The organism is Sorangium sp. So ce1153, assembly GCF_051521595.1.
GTDB lineage: Bacteria > Myxococcota_A > Polyangia > Polyangiales > Polyangiaceae > Sorangium.
The window spans coordinates 9,417,559-9,433,720 of sequence record NZ_CP150361.1 but is presented as its reverse complement, the minus strand read 5'-3'; the positions used below and the strand labels follow the sequence as shown (position 1 = coordinate 9,433,720).

Sequence of the window (16,162 nt, the reverse complement as noted above, 5' to 3'; positions counted from 1 at the left end):
CCTCGCCGTCACCGCGGGACAGCCGCCGGGACGGGCCGAGGCGGGTCCTCGCGATGGGAGACGCCCGCGGCACCACCCCTCGCGCCCGCCTGGCCAGCAGGATCGCGCGACGCGTGCGACGCGTGCGATGCGTGCGATGCGTGCGATGCGTGCGATGCGTGCGATGCGTGCGATGCGTGCGATGCGTGCGATGCGTCAAAGAGCGCATGTGCCGTGGTGTAGTCGAGCGCCGCGCCAGCGGTGTCGCCCTGCTCGCAGCGCAGGTCGGCGCGCGCGTGGAGCACGGCAGCCTGACCGGCGCCGTCGCCGAGCGCCTCGAAGAGGTGCAGCGCATCCTCGTAGTCGCGCTGCGCGCCCGGGAGCGCGCCCCGCTGGCGGCGCAGATCGCCGCGGGCCTTGAGCGCGGCGGCCTCTCCGCGGCGGTCCCCGCTCTCCCGGTACAGGAGGATCGCATTGCCGTAGTCGCGCGCCGCGAGCGCTGTCTGCCCCTCTCGCAGGCGCAGGTCGCCGCGGGCCTGCCACGTGCGCGCGTGCGTCTGCTCGTACCCGAGCGCCCGGAGGATCTCGGGCCGCGGGAGGACGTCGCGCGGGGCGCGGGCGCCAGCCCCGCGGCGCTCGTCGGCGCTGCTCGGCGGCGAGCGGAGCTGGCTGAGCACGCGCTCCTCCACGCCCTCGAGGATGTAGAGCGCCCGGTCATAGTCGCGCGCCGCGCCCGTGAGGTCGCCCTCCCTGAAGAACAGATCGCCGCGCGCCTTCAGCACGTTGGCCTCGCCCAGCCGGTCGCGGCAGGCCCTCAGCAGCGTGAGCGCGCAGCCGTAGTCGGCCGCCGCGCCCTGCGCGTCGCCCTGATCGAGCCGGAGGTTGCCGCGCGCGAGCAGCCCCATCGCCTCTCCGGCCCGGTCGGCCGCCTCCCTGAAGAGCGGCAGCGCCCGCTCGTGATCGCGCGAGGCGGCCGCGGGATCCCCCAGCCGCCGGCGCAGATCGCCGCGGAGCAGGAGCGCGGTCGCCTGGCCCCGCCCCTCGCCGGCCGCCTCGAGCGCGGCGAGCGCCTCGTCGTAGTCCGCCGCGGCGGCCTCGAGCGCGCCCTCGCGGGCCCGCAGCCCGCCGCGCGCGAGCAGCTCCTTCGCGCTGCGGATGCGGTCGTCCTCGGGCAGCGAGGAGATCCGCGCCGCCGCGCGCTGGGCGCTGGCGCGCACGGCCTTGCGGAGGACGTCGCGGTGACCCGGGCGGCCGCGGTCGCGGGCGGCCGGCGTGGCCCGGAGCGTACCGAAGGTGCCCCGCCGCTTGCCCGCGAGCTCCGCCCGCCGCGCGCCCTCGAGCGCCGCGAGCGCGCGTGCGCGCAGCTCGGGCAGCGCCTCTCCGGCGAGGCGCGCCGCCTCGTCGAGCAGGCGCTGCTGGACCTCGGCCGGGAGCCCGAGGTCCAGCACCGTGCAGGCGTCGACGAGCACCCGCGCCAGCACGTCGACGCCGCGCCCGCCCTCCCGGAACGGGGCCGTGTCGAGGGCGGCCATGAGATCGCCGGCGACGCGCCGGCACATCGCCGCCTCCGGCCGCCCCTCGACCGCGGCCGTCCAGAAGAGGAGCGCCTGCATCGCGTCCACGGCGCCGCGCTGCAGCGCGGCCAGGCGCTCCGCGTCGCCAGCGACGTCCTTGAGGGCCACCGCGCGCATGAGCGGCGCCAGCCGGTAAGTCTGCGAGCCCTGGTCGAACGAGACCAGCCGGCCGTGCACGAGCAGCTGCAGCGGCCGCGCCGCCGAGGGCGCAGGCTTGCCCGCCGCGGCGGCGACCACCTCCAGGGGAACGCCCGGGGTCGGCAGCGCGGCGAGCGCGTGGACCACGGCGCGCGCATCCTCCCCGAGCGACTCCAGCGCGTCGCCGAAGACGACGCCCACGATCTCGTCCTCGGGACCCTCCGGATCCAGGTACATTGCATTTTTCCGCACGTACGCTTCGGCCGACATCCCGGTCCGCCGCAGCGTGGCGGCGGCGACCTCGATCGCGGTGGGCAGATACCCGAGCGCGGCGATGAGCGCATAAGCCCACTGGACCTCGGCCGCCGGCGGCGCGTCCGTCCCCCATGCACCCTGGGAGAGGACGGACAGCGCAGCGGAGATCGAGAGCGCCGAGACCTTGAGCTCAGCTGTCTTCCGATCTCCGGACGTGGAGCGGAACCTCGACATTTCGCCTCTGTTCATTCCAGAAGAGCTGGTTATCCGAGCAGGCGGCGCGGGGCTCTCGGCCCTTGACGACACGCCTGCTGGCTCCCCATGAGCCTGGAGATCGCTGCTGTTCGAGGAGCTTAGCGCGGCGCAGGACGGGCTCAACACACTTCCAGAGTTTCGCGCGGCGCCCCGCGCTCCACGCCATCCACGCCATCCACGCCATCGACGACATCCGCGCCACCGCCCCGCTGCGGCGCCGCGCCCCTGGCACACGCCCGGCATCGGCCTGGCGCTCATGCAGAGGCGCCATCGACGACATGGATTGGTGGAAACCGGCGCTGGACGCGCGTCCTTCGCCGCCGGCCTGTCTGTCCCGCGGCCGGGTCGAAGCGAGAAGAGCCTGCCCACCTCCGCGAGGGCTGCGGTGAGACGAGCGGCGCGGGAGGAAGGCCGTGGGCGGGAGATCCGGGCCGGAGGCGAGGTCGTTTATGTGACCGAGACGGGCACCGGGGCGCCGGTCGTGCTTCTGCCCAGCATGCTGCTCAGCGGCATGACCTACCGGCCCACGGTCGAGGCGATGGCGCGGCGGGCCCGGGTGCTCGTCGCGGAGCTGCCCGGCTCGGGCCGCGGCTCGCGCCTCCGCGCGCCGTGGACGCTGGAGCAGTACGCGCGCTGCGTCGACGAGGTGATGCAGGTCTTGCAGCTCGAGGGGGTCACGCTGATCGGTCACTCGATGTCTGGCGCCGTGGCGCTCGTCGCCGGCGCCCTGTACCCCGCGCGGCTGGCGGGGCTCGTGCTCGCCGATGCCGTCGGCGTCAACCCGCCGGGCTCCGTCCTGGCGCTGCTCCTCGGGCGCATGGCCGACGGGTCGCTCGAGCCGCGGTTCTCCGTGCGCGCTCCGCCCGCGCTCCTCTATAACCTGCTCTTCCACACGCGCAGCGCGCTGAGCTTCGTGCGGCTCGCCGCGACGGCGGAGCTGAGCGGCCACGCCCAGCGCGTGCGCGTGCGGACGCTGCTGGCGTGGGGCGCGCGCGATCACACGGTGCCGCTCGGCTCGGCCCTCGGCCTTCAGCGCCTGATCCCGGGCTCGACCCTCGCTATCTCGCCGAAGGGGAGCCACGACTGGATCGTGGAGCGACCAGCGGAGTTCGCGGACGTCGTGGCGACGTTCATGGAGCGCAGCGGCTGAGCACCGGCGGCTGGGCAGGCACAGGCGCCGCTCGGCCAAGCGCGAGGCCCCGATGGGGGTATCGTGGACCGCCGGCGTGCGCTACGCTCGGCTCGTCGCGGCGGTTTCGGCGTGAACCTCGGGAGCGCGGCGCGCGGCGTGGGCCGACGACGCGCCAGGGAGTGGGGCTTGACTGGTTGGTGGCGCCTGCTGGAACAGGCCGCGCGGCGGGCGCGGCTCGCGATGCCGCTCCTCGCGCTGCTGGCGGCGATGGCCGTGTGCCGCCCCGCGCGCGGCGAGGCGGCGCCCGCGGCTCTCGCGAGCGGCGCGAGCAGCGCAGGCGCCGCGGCCAGCGCCCCCGCGCCGCCGGGCCCGCGGCCGCTGCCGCCGATCCCCGCCGCGGGGAAGGTCACCGTGGTCGCGATCGCCGGCGCGATCGACCTCGGCCTCTCGCCCTTCCTGGAGCGCGTCATCGCCGCTCAGGGTGACGGCGACCTCCTGGTGCTCGACATCAGCACGCTCGGCGGGCGCGTCGACGCGGCGCTCGCGATCCGGGACGCGCTGCTCCGGGCCCGCGCCCGCACGGTGTGCTGGGTCAACCCGCGCGCGATCTCGGCGGGCGCGCTCATCTCGCTCGCCTGCGACGTCATCGCGGTCGCCCCCGGCGCGACGCTCGGGGCGGCGACGCCGGTGCAGGTCGGCGAGGGCGGCGAGATGAAGCCCGTCGCCGAGAAGGTCGTCTCGTACATGCGCAAGGAGATGCGCGCGACCGCCGAGGCGAAGGGGCGGCGCGGCGACATCGCCGAGGCGATGGTCGACGCCGACGCGGAGGTCCCCGGGCTCGACGAGAAGGGCAAGCTGCTCACGCTCGACGGCGCGCAGGCGCTCGCGTGGGGCGTCGCCGAGGTGCAGGCCGGCACCGAGGCGGAGCTCTTCGGCGCCCTGGGCCGCCCGGCGCCCGCCGAGATCGCGCGCCCGCGCCTCAGCTCGGCCGAGGAGCTCGCGCGCTTCCTCTCCGATCCGACGCTCTCCGGGCTCCTCATGACCCTCGGGATGCTCGGCATCCTCCTCGAGCTCTACGCGCCAGGCCACGGCGTCTCGCTCGCCGTCGGGCTCTCGTGCCTCGCGCTCTTCTTCTTCGGGCACCACGTCGTGAAGCTCGCGGGCTGGGAGGAGATCGCGCTCTTCGCCGCCGGCGTGATCCTCATCGCGGTGGAGGTCCTCGCCCCGGGCCACATCGTGCCCGGCATCGCGGGCGCGGCGTGCGTGGCGATCGCCCTCGTCCTCTCGCTCCTCGACCTCGAGCGCGTGCCGCTCGAGATCGCCTGGCACGCCGGCTGGCTGCCGCGCGCCCTGGCCACGGCGAGCGCCTCCTTCGCGGCGACGGCGCTCCTCGCCGTCGCCGCCGCCCGCGTCGCGCCGAGGACGCGGCTCGGGCGGCGGCTCGTCCTCGACGCGGCGATCCGCGCCGTCGCCGGCGGACCTCCCGAGCGCGCGGCGGCGCTCGCGCCGTCCGAGGGCCGGGTCGGCACGGCCGCCACCGATCTGCGCCCGTCGGGCAAGGTCGAGCTCGACGGCCGCCGCGTGGAGGCGCTCTCGGCGTTCGGGTACGTCGAGGCGGGCGCCCGCGTCCGGGTGCTCCGCGCGGAGGCCGGCCGGCTCGTCGTGAGGGCGATCCCGGCCAGCGCGGACGGCGCGGGCGGCGCGGGCGACGAGGAGCGCGGCGCGTGACCCCGGCGCTGCTCGTCGTCCTGCTGCTCGTGGTGGGCCTCGTGCTGCTCGCGATCGAGGTGTTCGTCATCCCCGGCGTCGGCCTCGTCGGGCTGCTCGGCGGCGCGGCCGTCGTCGGCGCGGTCGCGGTCGCGTGGGCGACCCTCGGGGCGGCGCACGGCCTGCTCGCCCTCGGCGCGGGCGTCTGCGCGGCGGGGCTCCTGTTCTGGGCGTTCGCGGGGACCCGGGCGGGGCAGAAGATGGTGCTGCGCGAGACCCAGCGGAGCGGGCGCGGCCCTGACGCGCGGCTCGCCGCGCTGGCCGGCAAGGAGGGCAGGGCGCTCACGCCGCTCCGCCCCGCCGGCACGGTGGAGATCGACGATCGCGCGGTCGATGTCGTGACCGACGGCCTCTACGTGGAGGCCGGCACGCCCGTGCGCGTGTCGAGCGTGGAGGGGAACCGGGTCGTCGTCGAGCCGCGCAAGCCCTAGGGAGCGCGCGAGACGCGGCCCTTCACGGACAGGGACGGGTGGAGAGGGGATATGGAGATCATCTCGGTCATCGTGATCGGCGGGCTCGTGCTCGTCGCCATCATCGCGACGCTGTACATGGTGCCGCTCCGGCTGTGGGTCGCCGCGCAGGCGTCGGGCGCCGGGGTCTCGATGCTCACGCTCATCGCGATGCGCCTGCGCCGGGTGCCGCCCGACCAGATCGTCAACGCGCGGATCAGCGCCGTGAAGGCGGGCCTCGAGGGGGTGTCGGTCGACATGCTCGAGGCGCACTACCTCGCCCGCGGCCGGGTCGAGGCCGTCGTCAACGCGCTCATCTCGGCGGGCAAGGCGGGGATGGAGCTCGACTTCTCGCGCGCGGCCGCGATCGACCTCGCCGGCCGCAACGTGCTGGAGGCGGTGGCGATGTCGGTGAACCCGCGCGTCATCGAGACCCCGAAGGTCTCGGCGGTGGCCAAGGACGGCATCCAGCTCCTCGCGATCGCGCGCGTGACGGTGCGCGCCAACATCGAGCGCCTCGTCGGCGGCGCGGGCGAGCAGACGGTGCTCGCCCGCGTCGGCGAGGGCGTCGTCTCGACCATCGGCTCGGCCGACGACTACAAGCACGTCCTCGAGAACCCCGACACGATCTCGAAGAACGTCCTCAAGAAGGGCCTCGACGCGGGGACGGCGTTCGAGATCCTCTCGATCGACATCGCCGACGTCGACGTCGGCTCCAACATCGGCGCGAAGCTCCAGACGGAGCAGGCCGAGGCCGACAAGCAGGTGGCGCAGGCCAAGGCGGAGTCGCGCCGCGCGCTCGCCGTCGCGCAGGAGCAGGAGATGAAGGCGAAGACGCAGGAGATGCGCGCGAAGCTCGTCGAGGCCGAGTCGATGATCCCGCTCGCGGTCGCCGAGGCGCTCCGCACGGGCAAGCTCGGCGTGATGGACTACTACAACATGCGCAACGTCATCGCCGACACCGAGATGCGTCAGGGCATCGCCGGCACCACGGGGGGCAAGCCCGACCCCGCCGGGGAGTCGTGAGGTGCCGCCGCGCGACGCCGCGGGCCCGCGCTGGGCGTGGCTCGGCCGCCGCGAGGCGATCGTGCAGCGCTTCGTGCTGGCGGAGGTGCTCGGACCGCCGCGGGCGCTCTCGCCGATCGCCGCCGCGCGCCGCGCGTGCGCCGAGCCGCCCCCTGAGGACGCCGGACGAGCGCCATGGATGACCTCCAAGGATACCTCGGCGTCGCCCTCGCGGCGGCGTGGCTGATCGTCCAGGTCGCGATCAAGCTCGCGAGCAGGAGCGACGCGCGCGCGGCGCCGCCCGCGATCGCGTCACCGCGCCGCGCGCCGCGGACCGCCGCGCCGCGGCCGGCGGTGCCCTTCGGCGCCCCGCGCGCGCCCGACGCGGCCCGGCAGCGGGCGGCGCTCCTGCGGCTCGACGAGCTCGATCGGAGCGCCGCCGCGCTGGGCGAGGCGGCGCGCCACGAGCGGGCGAACCGGCGCTTCGCGGACGCGCTCACCCGGTTCGTGCCGCAGGAGATCGCGCGGGCGCGCGCGGCCGTCGACGCGGGGCTCGGGGCGCGCGCGGCGGAGGCCGCGGCGGACGGCATCGAGCTCGTGCTGGGCGAGATCGCGGTGCTCGCGCGGCAGCGCCGCGACCCGTCGCTCCTGCCCGCGCTCGGCGACGCCGACGCCCTCGCGGACGCCTGCTACGCCCCGGTCATCGCGTTCGCGCGGGCGGAGGGGCTGCCGCTCCGGAGCGGGTTCCCGGCGACGCAGCTCACGAGCTTCGATCTCGCCATCTGGACGGGCTTCATCCCGACGTCGATCGCGCCCATCTTCCTCCCCGCCGACTTCTTCGCCACCCCGCTGCGCTGGCCGGCGCTCGCGCACGAGATCGGCCACGACTTCCTCGCCTCGATCGACGGCCTCGAGCCCGCGCTGCGCCGCGAGCTCGGCCTGCCGGACGCGGGCGCGCGGCCGCGCGCGCTCGACCTGGACGACGAAGGCGCGGCTGCGCCGGAGCTCAAGCCGGTGTTCGGCGCGTGGTTCGAGGAGATCTTCTGCGACGTCTTCGGCACGATGATGTTCGGCCCGGCCTACGTGATCACGATGAGCGAGCTGTTCTTCCAGGACGGCGTGCCGTACGCGTCGCTCGCGGTCCAGAGGGACGCCAGGCGCTACGACGTGCACCCGCCGCCGCACCTGCGCGTGCTCATCGGGTGCATGGTCCTCGAGCGGGCCGGGCTCAACGAGCCCGCGCGCGCGCTGAGGGACGCGTGGGCGCGCCGCCACGCCGGGGTGAGCCTCGATCACCTGATCTGGCCGGTGCGGGGCGCGTGGCTCCCGTTCCCGCTGCCGCCCTTCGCCGAGCTGGCCGCGTCGATCGTGGAGCGCCTCTACGCCGGTCCGCTGCTGGCGCTGTCGGGGTTCGGCCTGCAGGACATCAGCGGCCTCGATTATGGCCCGCACGAGCACCAGGAGGCGCTGCGCGCGCGCGACGCGCTGCTCGCCGGCCGCGTCCCCGCGATCCGCGACGCGCGCGCGCTCCTGGCGGGCGCGGTGCTGGCGGCGCACCAGGCGCCCGGGCAGGCGTTCATGATCCTGACCCTGGCGCGCGCGGCGATCCCGGCGATCGGCACAGGCGAGCGCCGCCCCGACGCGTTCGCGCCGGCCGCGGGCGCGCCCAGCGTCGCGCTGGACCGCCGCGCCGTCATGGAGGCGCTGCTCTTCCGGGAGATCCTGTTGCCACCGAGAGCGCTCCGCGCCCGCCGGCGCGCGCGCCTGTAACACGCCTGTAAAACGATGCTCGGGCGAGAAGGCTTTGAGCCGCCAAGCGGTGTTCGGATGGAGAGCAGTTGAACCGCCAAGGTGCCAAGGACGCCAGGAGAAGAAAACTCTCGTCTTTCCTGGTGTCCCTGGCGTCATGGCGGTTTTTTCTCCTGGGCTCATCCGGCGCGCTGCGCGGACTCCGTCGAGAGCCGCGCTGAGGCGCGAGGGCCAGAGTCGGGTGGGAACGGCGTCATCCGTCGAGGGGGGGACACGTTGCGCGAGGCGTCGCTCGCGCTGACGCGGGCGCCTCGCAGCGCGGCGAAGGCGCCCTCGACGAGGAGCGCCGCGCCGCGCTGGTCGGGATCAGATCGCGTCGAGCTCGGCGGCCGACTGCGCGGGGTGGGCGGCGTGGATCGTGGGCGTACGCGGCGGGGCGAGGCTGCCCACGGCGAGCGAGGGCAAGGGCGCGCGGGGCGGGGCGACGCTATCCGACCGGAGCCGGAGGAGCTCCTCGCGCTGGTGCTTCCACACCGTCCGGTACCGGAAGAACGGCACGGCCGGGTAGAGGTGGTGGATCAGGTGGTAGGTCTGACCGAAGAGCAGCACGTTGAAGAGCGCGCTGTCCACCGCCCGCGTCGCGCGATACCGGTCCTGCGCGGCCGTGATCCCGTGCGGGTAGTGAGGCAGGTAGTCGAAGGCGAACGCGAGGAAGAAGATCGCCAGCCGCGCCGGAACGATCCAGTAGAGGACCACGCGCTCGCCAAACCCGAGCCCGAAGGCGAGCGCGACGAGCGAGAGCATGGCCGCGAGCGTCGCGACCGTCTCGATCCGCTCGCTGCGCTTCTGCGCGCCGTAGGAGCGCAGAAATAGATAGTAATAGTGGAGATCCTGTGTCGCCCACCGGAGCGGGAGCAGGTACCACGGGCCGCGACCGCTCCAGTGGTCGGGGTCGCGATCCGCCTCGTTCGTGTGCTTGTGATGCTCGATGTGAAAGTGGCGCACGGCCAGGAACGGCGCCATGAGCAGCAGCCCGGCCAGCCGCCCGACCACGCCGTTCAGCAGCGCGGAGCGCGCCAGCGACCGGTGCGCGGCCTCGTGCATCGGCGTGAAGACCGCATACGCCGCCACCGCCGCGGCGAGCACAGCCGGCACGGTCGACACCCAGCCCATGACCCCCGCGGTGACGGCCGCCGCCCAGAGCGCGTACGACCCCGCGAAGAGCACCAGCGTCGGCCACTCGATCGGCCGTGTCTGCAGCAAGCCGCTGGCCAGCGGCAGGACGCTCCAGACCGCCGGCCGCCCGGACGGTCTACCCGACGGCCGTCCAGACGGCCGCCCCGAAGGTCGCCCCGACGGCCGCCCCGAAGGACGGCTGGAGCGAACCTCGTCGTTGTTCCTCGTGACACTCCAGGCCGCCGGCCGCCCCGATGGACGACTGAGTCGATTCTCGTCGTTGTTCATGGCGTTCAAGACTCCCGGGGGAAGCTTCGGTTCTTCACTTTTGTGACAGCGGACGCTGCACGCCGGACCCTGCGCGAGCGAACGTTCGACCACCTCGGGACCGCGCTCCAGGGATCGCACCGAGAGGTCGTCAGCGGCCAGCGATCTCCAGAGCGAGGTCCTCCACGGCCATTCCCTCGAACGAACAGGGGAGCGCTGTGGGCGGTTCCACTGCGAGAGAAGGCGGGAGTTGCTCGCAGACGAGCACGAATCCAATCTAGCAGCCTCGCAACCGGAGTACAACGAGCTTTCGGTGCAATGCGTTGCGCTTCCGGTTAGCTGGATTCCAGGAGCGGCCTCTTCAGTTTGCCTGGCTTGCGTGGCTCGCGGTGTCTCACTCGGGCCTCGCTCCGCCACGCGCGCACGCTTGTTCGCACACTCAAGTGGGCCGCGCGACCGCGCGGCGGCATCGCTGCCGCGGAGCGCCGGTCCTGAGGTGTGGCGCCGCGCTCGCGGGGGCGTCAAAACAGTGCTTCGGGTGATCACCTAACCGCGGCAGCGCGCCGATGCGTCGACCGCGTCGACGTGCCGCAGCATCGACCTCACCTCGTCGGCGCAGCCCCACGCCAGCGTGTACCCCGCGCCACCGTGGCCGTAATTGTGGATCACGCGGCCTTCGCGCTCGAGCCGCACGGTGGTGCGATACGGCCGCAGTCCAGCGCGCACGGCGAGCAAGCGGCCCGGTCTGAGCCCGGCCGCGCGCACCCGCTGGAGCATCGCGTCAGTGAGCTCGGGATCAGGCGTCAACGAGCGGTCGTCAGGGGACGGAACGGCGCAGCCGCCAATCACGATCTCATGGCGCCGCGGGATGACATACGAGAGCGCCGATTCGTCCCTTTCATCACCCAGTGCGACATCTGGGTGTATCTCGCCCGGCTCGGTGAGCGCGACCTGGCCATAGAGGGCGAGGAGCTCGGGGTCGCCGGTGAGCGCGCGCGCCCCGAGCCCCGTGCAATTCACGACGCAGTCGCCCTCGACCGCGGCGAGCGATTGCACGCGCTCCACGCGCACCGGCGCTTCGAGCTGCGACTCCAGCCAGGGCAGGTGCAACGCAGGCTCGATGCGCGGCGCCGTGAATCGGAAGCTGTGCGGCGCGCCGAGCGGGTGCGGTCCAGGGTCGAGCGAGAGGTCCGGGACGCTCGAGGCCCACCAGGGCAGCTGCGTCTCGTCCGCCGCCTCGCGGCAGGTCAGGAGATCGACGCCCGCCTCCGGGTGCTCCCGCGCGATGCGCGTGAGCTCGTCGAGGCTCCTCCGCGCCCACGCGTTGACGCGCTCGGGCGGGTCGGCCCGGAAAGGAAACCACAGCGCGGCGGCGACCGCGGAGGTCGTGCGGTCGCCGCGCTTCGCCGCGATCACCTGCACCCGGTGACCGTCGCGCTGGAGCACGACCGCCGTGGTCAACCCGATCACCCCTGCGCCCACGACGGTGATCCGTCGCTCCGAGGCCTGCTGTTCCGAGGGCTCCACGACCGCGCGCTCTAGCACGCTGTCCCCCTGCGTCGAGAGCGCGCGCCGCGCGCGGAGACCGGAGCCGAGGCTGTCCGTTCCGCATCCGTTCCACGTCCTTTCCACGTCCTTTCCACGTCCGTTCCACGTCCGTTCCGCGCAATCCCGCGCTGTCCCGAGCTGCCTCGCGCGTGCTCCGGGCTGCGCGCCCGCGCCCCTGACGGCGCCGCGCGGCCGCGGTCGCGAGGCGCCGCGCGGCCGCGGCCGCGTGGCGCCTCGCGCGCGCTGCCGCGGCGGCGCCGGCGGTGCTACGCAGTCGGCGTCCGTCGCGCCGGGATCGCCGCGGCGCGCGAGCGAGGGACCATGTCGAGCTACAGCTTCAACGATCCGGAGATCGCCGCCGTGTACCGCGCCATCCACGAGCGGCGCGACATGCGCCACTTCCTGCCGGATCCGGTGGACCCCGGCACGCTCGCCAGGCTGCTCGCTGCCGCCCACGCCGCGCCGAGCGTGGGCATGATGCAGCCGTGGCGGTTCGTGCGGATCACGGCGCCGGAGCTCCGGCGCGAGATCCACGCGCTCGTCGAGGCGGAGCGCCTGGCCACGGCCCGCGCGCTCGGCGAGCGCGAGGACGAGTTCATGCGCCTCAAGGTCGAGGGCATCCGGGAGTGCGGCGAGCTGCTCGTCGTCGGCCTGATGGCAGGGCGGGAAGCGCACGTGTTCGGCCGCCGCACGCTGCCCGAGATGGACGTCGCCTCCGTGGCCGCGGCCATCCAGAACCTGTGGCTCGCCGCGCGCGCGGAGGGGCTCGGCGTGGGGTGGGTGTCGCTGTTCGACCCGGACGGCCTAGCCGCGCTGCTCGGCATGCCGAAGGGCAGCAGGCCGCTCGCCCTCCTGTGCGTCGGTCACGTGGCGGAGTTCTACGAACAGCCGATGCTCGAGGCGTGCGGCTGGGCGGCGCGCCGCCCGCTGTCGGAGCTCGTCGCCGAGAACGCCTGGCCCGAGGACGCGGCGAGCGGCCGCGGCGCGTGACGGCGGCGCGCTCGCGGCCGCACGCTCGGCGGCCGTGGCGCGCTGCTCGCGCTGCTCGCGTCGCTCAACCGACCTACAGGTCCCTCGCGCACCGGGCTCCGATGTTGTTCACGCGGTCGGTGGGCCCGCTGTAGTCGCGGTTGGCCGCGCGCACGTCCGCCGCCGGCGCGCGGTAGCTCCCGCCGCGGGTCACCCGCGGCGCGTCGCGCTCACCGTCCGCGCGCTCCACGCAGTCGATGCACGGCGTGAAGAGCTCGTCGCTCCACCAGTCCATCATCCACTCCCACAAGTTTCCGGCCAGGTCCGCGTGACCCCACCGCCCGTTGCCGCTCGGCTTCGATCCGACCGGCAGGATGTCGCTCAGCGCGCAGCTGCCCGCGGCGCTCCCATCGCCGGTGCAGTTGAACGCGGCGCGAGAGGCGTCGATGTCGTCTCCCCACGGGAACGTCCGGTGCTCGTCGCCCCCGGCAGCCGCGTAGTTCCACTCCGCCTCGGAGGGCAGCCGGCCGCCGTCCCACGCGCAGAAGGCGAACGCCTCGAACCAGGTGATGCAGTTGATCGGCAGCTCCTCGTTCGCTCCGGGCTCGTCGGTCCATGTCCAGAGGTTGTCGCCATTGCACTTCAGCGCCGATCTCAGCGCCGCGGTGTCCGGCGTGAGCTGCCGGTTCCACCCCGCGACCCACCCGCTGCCGTCGACGTGCGGGTGCCGGCCGACCCCGATCGGGGGCGGGCTCGCCAGCACGCCCTGCCCGGCGTTCACGAAGGCGCGGAATCGACCCACCGTGATCTCGTATCGGTCAAGCCGGAAATCGCTGACGGCGGCGGGGAACGCGTCGTCCGTGCTCGACTCGCCGTCATAGCTCCTCAGGTACGTGCCGCAGGAGACCATCGTGCTGCCACAGCAGCTCTCGTCGTCGCCGTCACCGCAGCTGTCGTCGGCGCCCGGTCCGCGGTCCGCGCAGCTCGGCGGCGTGTCCGTCACCGGCGCGGAGCCGCACGTGTGCGGGCAACCTGGCTCCGCGCACATGCCGCAATCCACCCTGCCGTCGCACGCCACGCAGGACCCCGATCCGTCGCACTCGGCGCCCCCGTCCTCTCCGCAGGGCGTCCGCGCCGGCCGCGGCCGCTCCGCGCACGCGCCGTCGACGCACACCGCCTCGGTGCAGGCGCTCTGCGGCGGCGGGCATTGCGTTGCCGGGTCGACGCAGGCACCGCCGCCGCTGCCGCTGGTGACGCTGCCGCTGGTGACGCTGCCGCCGGTGTGGCTGCTGGTCTGGCTGCCGCTGCCGCCGCCGGACCCGCTTCCGCCGCTCCCGGCGCCCTGGTCATCGGGGAATCTGCGGACCTTCGGGCTGCAACCTGAAACGAGCGAGAGGGACACGAGGAGCGCCAGTTGTCTCATGTGCTTCATCATACGTCACCGGGCGCGTCGCGCCGCCGCGCCCGGCGACGAACCGGCCCGGGTCGAGGCGACGAGCGCGGGCCTCACGGCGGCCAGGACGGCCGCCGCGGCAGAGGCGTCGCGCTCGTCTCCGGATCGCGAGCTCCGGTGTTGTCGTTCAGAGGGGACGATGACTCGATGAAGGGACGATGACTCGATGAAGGGACGATGACTCGGTATCAGCGAACGTCCGCGTTTCCGCGCGTCAGCTACGAGCGCCGGGCGGCGCCGTCCCCGGCGCGCCGGCTCGGCTCGATCTGATTGACGTCGCGGACAGCGCCGTTGGCGGCGCTCGTGGCCATGAGCGCGTAGGCGCGCAGGGCAGGGGAGACCTTGCGGTCGCGGTTCGGCCTGAACGCGTCGGCGCCCCGCGCCTCGGCCGCGCGGCGGCGCCGCTCGAGCTCCGCGTCGCTGACGACCACCTCGATGGTCCGGGCGGGGATGTCGATCCGGATGCGGTCGCCCTCCTCGACGAGCCCGATGGTCCCGCCCTCGGCCGCCTCGGGCGAGGCGTGGCCGATGCTCAGGCCCGAGGTCCCGCCGCTGAACCGGCCGTCGGTGACGAGCGCGCACGCCTTGCCGAGGCCCTTCCCCTTCAGGAACGACGTCGGATAGAGCATCTCCTGCATGCCAGGGCCGCCCTTCGGCCCCTCGTAGACGATGACGACAACGTCGCCCGCGCGGACCTGGTCGTTCCAGATCGCGTCGCACGCCGCCTCCTGCGAGTGGAACACCCGCGCGGGACCCTCGAACTTCCAGATCGACTCGTCGACGCCCGCCGTCTTCACGATGCAGCCGTCCGCAGCGATGTTGCCGTAGAGCACGGCGAGGCCGCCCTCGCGGCTGTGCGCGTGGCCGACGTCGCGGATACAGCCCTTCTCGGCGTCGTCGTCGGTGTCCGCGAAGTACTTGTCCTGCGAGAACGCGACCGTGGTCGGCACGCCGCCCGGCGCGGCGAGCGCGCGCTTCTTCGCGGCGGCCGTCGCCGTGGGGCGGCGGATGTCGTTCTCGTCGATCGCATCGCCCAGCGTGCGCGCGTGGACCGTGCCCGCCTCGCGGTGGATGAGCCCCGCGCGGTCGAGCTCCCCGAGGATCGTCAGCACGCCGCCCGCGCGGTGCACGTCCTCGACGTGGTAGTGCGACGAGGGGGCGACCTTGCAGATGTTGGGCACCTTGCGCGACATGCGATCGATGTCCGACATGTTGAAGTCGACCTGCGCCTCGCGGGCGGTCGCCAGGAGGTGGAGCACCGTGTTCGTCGAGCCGCCCATCGCGATGTCGAGCGCCATCGCGTTCTCGAACGCCTCGAACGTCGCGATGCTCCGCGGCAGCACGGAGTCGTCCCCCTCGACATAGTGCCTCTGCGCGAGCGCGACGACGCGCTTCGCCGCCGCCTCGAAGAGCTCCCAGCGCGCCGCGTGCGTCGCGAGCAGCGTCCCGTTGCCGGGCAGGGCCAGCCCGAGCGCCTCGTTGAGGCAGTTCATGCTGTTGGCCGTGAACATGCCAGAGCACGAGCCGCAGGTCGGGCACGCGGACCGCTCCATCGCGGCGAGATCCGCGTCCGTCACCTTGCTGTCGCTCGCGGCGATCATCGGGTCGATGAGGTCGAGCTTCCGGATGAGCGGCTTGCCGTCGCGGTCGTGCGTCCCGACGATCTTGCCCGCCTCCATCGGACCGCCGGAGACGAAGACGGTCGGGATGTTGAGCCGCATGGCCGCGAGCAGCATGCCCGGCGTGATCTTGTCGCAGTTCGAGATGCACAGGAGCGCGTCGGCGCAGTGCGCGTTCACCATGTACTCGACGCTGTCGGCGATGAGCTCCCGGCTCGGCAGCGAGTACAGCATGCCGGCGTGGCCCATCGCGATCCCGTCGTCGATGGCGATGGTGTTGAACTCGACGCCCCACCCGCCCGCGGCGTCGATGACCTTCTTCGCCCGCTGCCCGACGTCGTGGAGGTGGACGTGCCCCGGGACGAACTGCGTGAAGCTGTTGGCAATGGCGATGATCGGCTTCTCGAAGTCCGCGTCCTTCATGCCGGTGGCGCGCCACAGCGCGCGCGCCCCTGCCATGTTGCGCCCCTGGGTGGATGTACGACTGCGGTATCCGGCCATGCCCGGAACCTACTCCGTTCCAGCCTTCGCGCCTAGCCGACAGGCGGGGCCGGCGTCAGGGTACGACCTCGACCCACGCGGACACCGGCGCGGTGTGCGCCAGGTCGTGCAGCGCCGCGGGGCTGAGCTCGGCGCACGCTGTCGGCCCGGCGCACGGCTCCGGCCCCGGCGCACGCCGCCGGCGCGACGGGGGCGGGCGCGCGCGCGTCGCCGGGGGACGCGGCGCCCTTCAGGGCGGCGGCGAGGACGAGCGCCGAGCCCAGGCCGGCGGCGAGCGCGCCGTGGGCGCGCGCCCCCCGCGTCTTCGTCACGGATCGGCCCATCTC

At 74.0% G+C, this 16,162-nt stretch carries 12 protein-coding genes; 6 read left to right on the top strand and 6 right to left on the bottom strand.

The genetic code is table 11. The annotated features are described in order from the left end of the window. Positions 1–8: 8 nt before the first annotated feature. Positions 9–2,180 (bottom strand): hypothetical protein, encoded by a 2,172-nt coding sequence (locus WME85_RS33850; protein WP_437827237.1) that lies wholly within the window; start codon positions 2,178–2,180, stop codon positions 9–11. 472 nt (positions 2,181–2,652) lie between these two features. On the opposite strand from WME85_RS33850, the gene WME85_RS33845 reads away from it, so the two are divergent. From WME85_RS33845 to WME85_RS33825, 5 genes are all read left to right on the top strand, one after another. Continuing rightward, positions 2,653–3,351: an alpha/beta fold hydrolase gene (locus WME85_RS33845; protein WP_437827236.1), complete on the top strand. Its 699-nt coding sequence runs from the start codon at positions 2,653–2,655 to the stop codon at positions 3,349–3,351. A gap of 168 nt (positions 3,352–3,519) precedes the next feature. After that, positions 3,520–5,061, top strand: a complete 1,542-nt coding sequence (locus tag WME85_RS33840) for an NfeD family protein (protein WP_437827235.1) — start codon at positions 3,520–3,522, stop codon at positions 5,059–5,061. Further along, positions 5,058–5,531 carry an NfeD family protein gene (locus tag WME85_RS33835; protein ID WP_437827234.1) on the top strand — a complete coding sequence of 158 codons (474 nt, stop codon included), beginning with the start codon at positions 5,058–5,060 and terminating at the stop codon, positions 5,529–5,531. Before WME85_RS33840 ends, WME85_RS33835 begins: the two co-directional genes overlap by 4 nt. A 51-nt stretch (positions 5,532–5,582) precedes the next feature. Continuing rightward, positions 5,583–6,575: a flotillin-like protein FloA gene (floA, locus tag WME85_RS33830; protein ID WP_437827233.1), complete on the top strand. Its 993-nt coding sequence runs from the start codon at positions 5,583–5,585 to the stop codon at positions 6,573–6,575. Between the two features lie 174 nt (positions 6,576–6,749). Continuing rightward, positions 6,750–8,324 carry a hypothetical protein gene (locus tag WME85_RS33825; protein ID WP_437827232.1) on the top strand — a complete coding sequence of 525 codons (1,575 nt, stop codon included), beginning with the start codon at positions 6,750–6,752 and terminating at the stop codon, positions 8,322–8,324. Positions 8,325–8,669: 345 nt separating this feature from the next. Here WME85_RS33825 and WME85_RS33820 read toward each other — a convergent pair whose 3' ends face one another. Both WME85_RS33820 and WME85_RS33815 read right to left on the bottom strand, forming a co-directional pair. Beyond that, positions 8,670–9,566, bottom strand: a complete 897-nt coding sequence (locus tag WME85_RS33820) for a fatty acid desaturase (protein WP_437303181.1) — start codon at positions 9,564–9,566, stop codon at positions 8,670–8,672. Between the two features lie 726 nt (positions 9,567–10,292). Then, positions 10,293–11,378: an FAD-dependent oxidoreductase gene (locus WME85_RS33815; RefSeq protein ID WP_437827231.1), complete on the bottom strand. Its 1,086-nt coding sequence runs from the start codon at positions 11,376–11,378 to the stop codon at positions 10,293–10,295. A 237-nt stretch (positions 11,379–11,615) separates the two neighbouring features. On the opposite strand from WME85_RS33815, the gene bluB reads away from it, so the two are divergent. After that, positions 11,616–12,284: a 5,6-dimethylbenzimidazole synthase gene (bluB, locus tag WME85_RS33810; RefSeq protein ID WP_437827230.1), complete on the top strand. Its 669-nt coding sequence runs from the start codon at positions 11,616–11,618 to the stop codon at positions 12,282–12,284. A gap of 73 nt (positions 12,285–12,357) precedes the next feature. Here bluB and WME85_RS33805 read toward each other — a convergent pair whose 3' ends face one another. The 3 genes from WME85_RS33805 to WME85_RS33795 all read right to left on the bottom strand — a co-directional run bounded on the left by WME85_RS33805 (position 12,358) and on the right by WME85_RS33795 (position 16,159). After that, positions 12,358–13,686: a formylglycine-generating enzyme family protein gene (locus tag WME85_RS33805; protein ID WP_437827229.1), complete on the bottom strand. Its 1,329-nt coding sequence runs from the start codon at positions 13,684–13,686 to the stop codon at positions 12,358–12,360. Between the two features lie 248 nt (positions 13,687–13,934). Next, a complete protein-coding gene (ilvD, locus tag WME85_RS33800) occupies positions 13,935–15,836 on the bottom strand; it encodes a dihydroxy-acid dehydratase (RefSeq protein WP_437827228.1) in 1,902 nt (633 codons plus the stop codon). 32 nt (positions 15,837–15,868) lie between these two features. Beyond that, complete coding sequence (locus tag WME85_RS33795; protein ID WP_437827227.1) at positions 15,869–16,159, bottom strand: hypothetical protein; 291 nt, start codon at positions 16,157–16,159, stop codon at positions 15,869–15,871. Positions 16,160–16,162 lie beyond the last annotated feature (3 nt).

What these genes read in the sequence shown, in the direction of transcription:
- ilvD (WP_437827228.1), bottom strand. Translation starts at nt 15,836, where the DNA reads ATGGCCGGATACCGCAGTCGTACATCCACCCAGGGGCGCAACATGGCA.
- bluB (WP_437827230.1), top strand. Translation starts at nt 11,616, where the DNA reads ATGTCGAGCTACAGCTTCAACGATCCGGAGATCGCCGCCGTGTACCGC.
- WME85_RS33805 (WP_437827229.1), bottom strand. Translation starts at nt 13,686, where the DNA reads ATGAGACAACTGGCGCTCCTCGTGTCCCTCTCGCTCGTTTCAGGTTGC.
- WME85_RS33795 (WP_437827227.1), bottom strand. Translation starts at nt 16,159, where the DNA reads ATGGGCCGATCCGTGACGAAGACGCGGGGGGCGCGCGCCCACGGCGCG.
- floA (WP_437827233.1), top strand. Translation starts at nt 5,583, where the DNA reads ATGGAGATCATCTCGGTCATCGTGATCGGCGGGCTCGTGCTCGTCGCC.
- WME85_RS33850 (WP_437827237.1), bottom strand. Translation starts at nt 2,180, where the DNA reads ATGTCGAGGTTCCGCTCCACGTCCGGAGATCGGAAGACAGCTGAGCTC.
- WME85_RS33825 (WP_437827232.1), top strand. Translation starts at nt 6,750, where the DNA reads ATGGATGACCTCCAAGGATACCTCGGCGTCGCCCTCGCGGCGGCGTGG.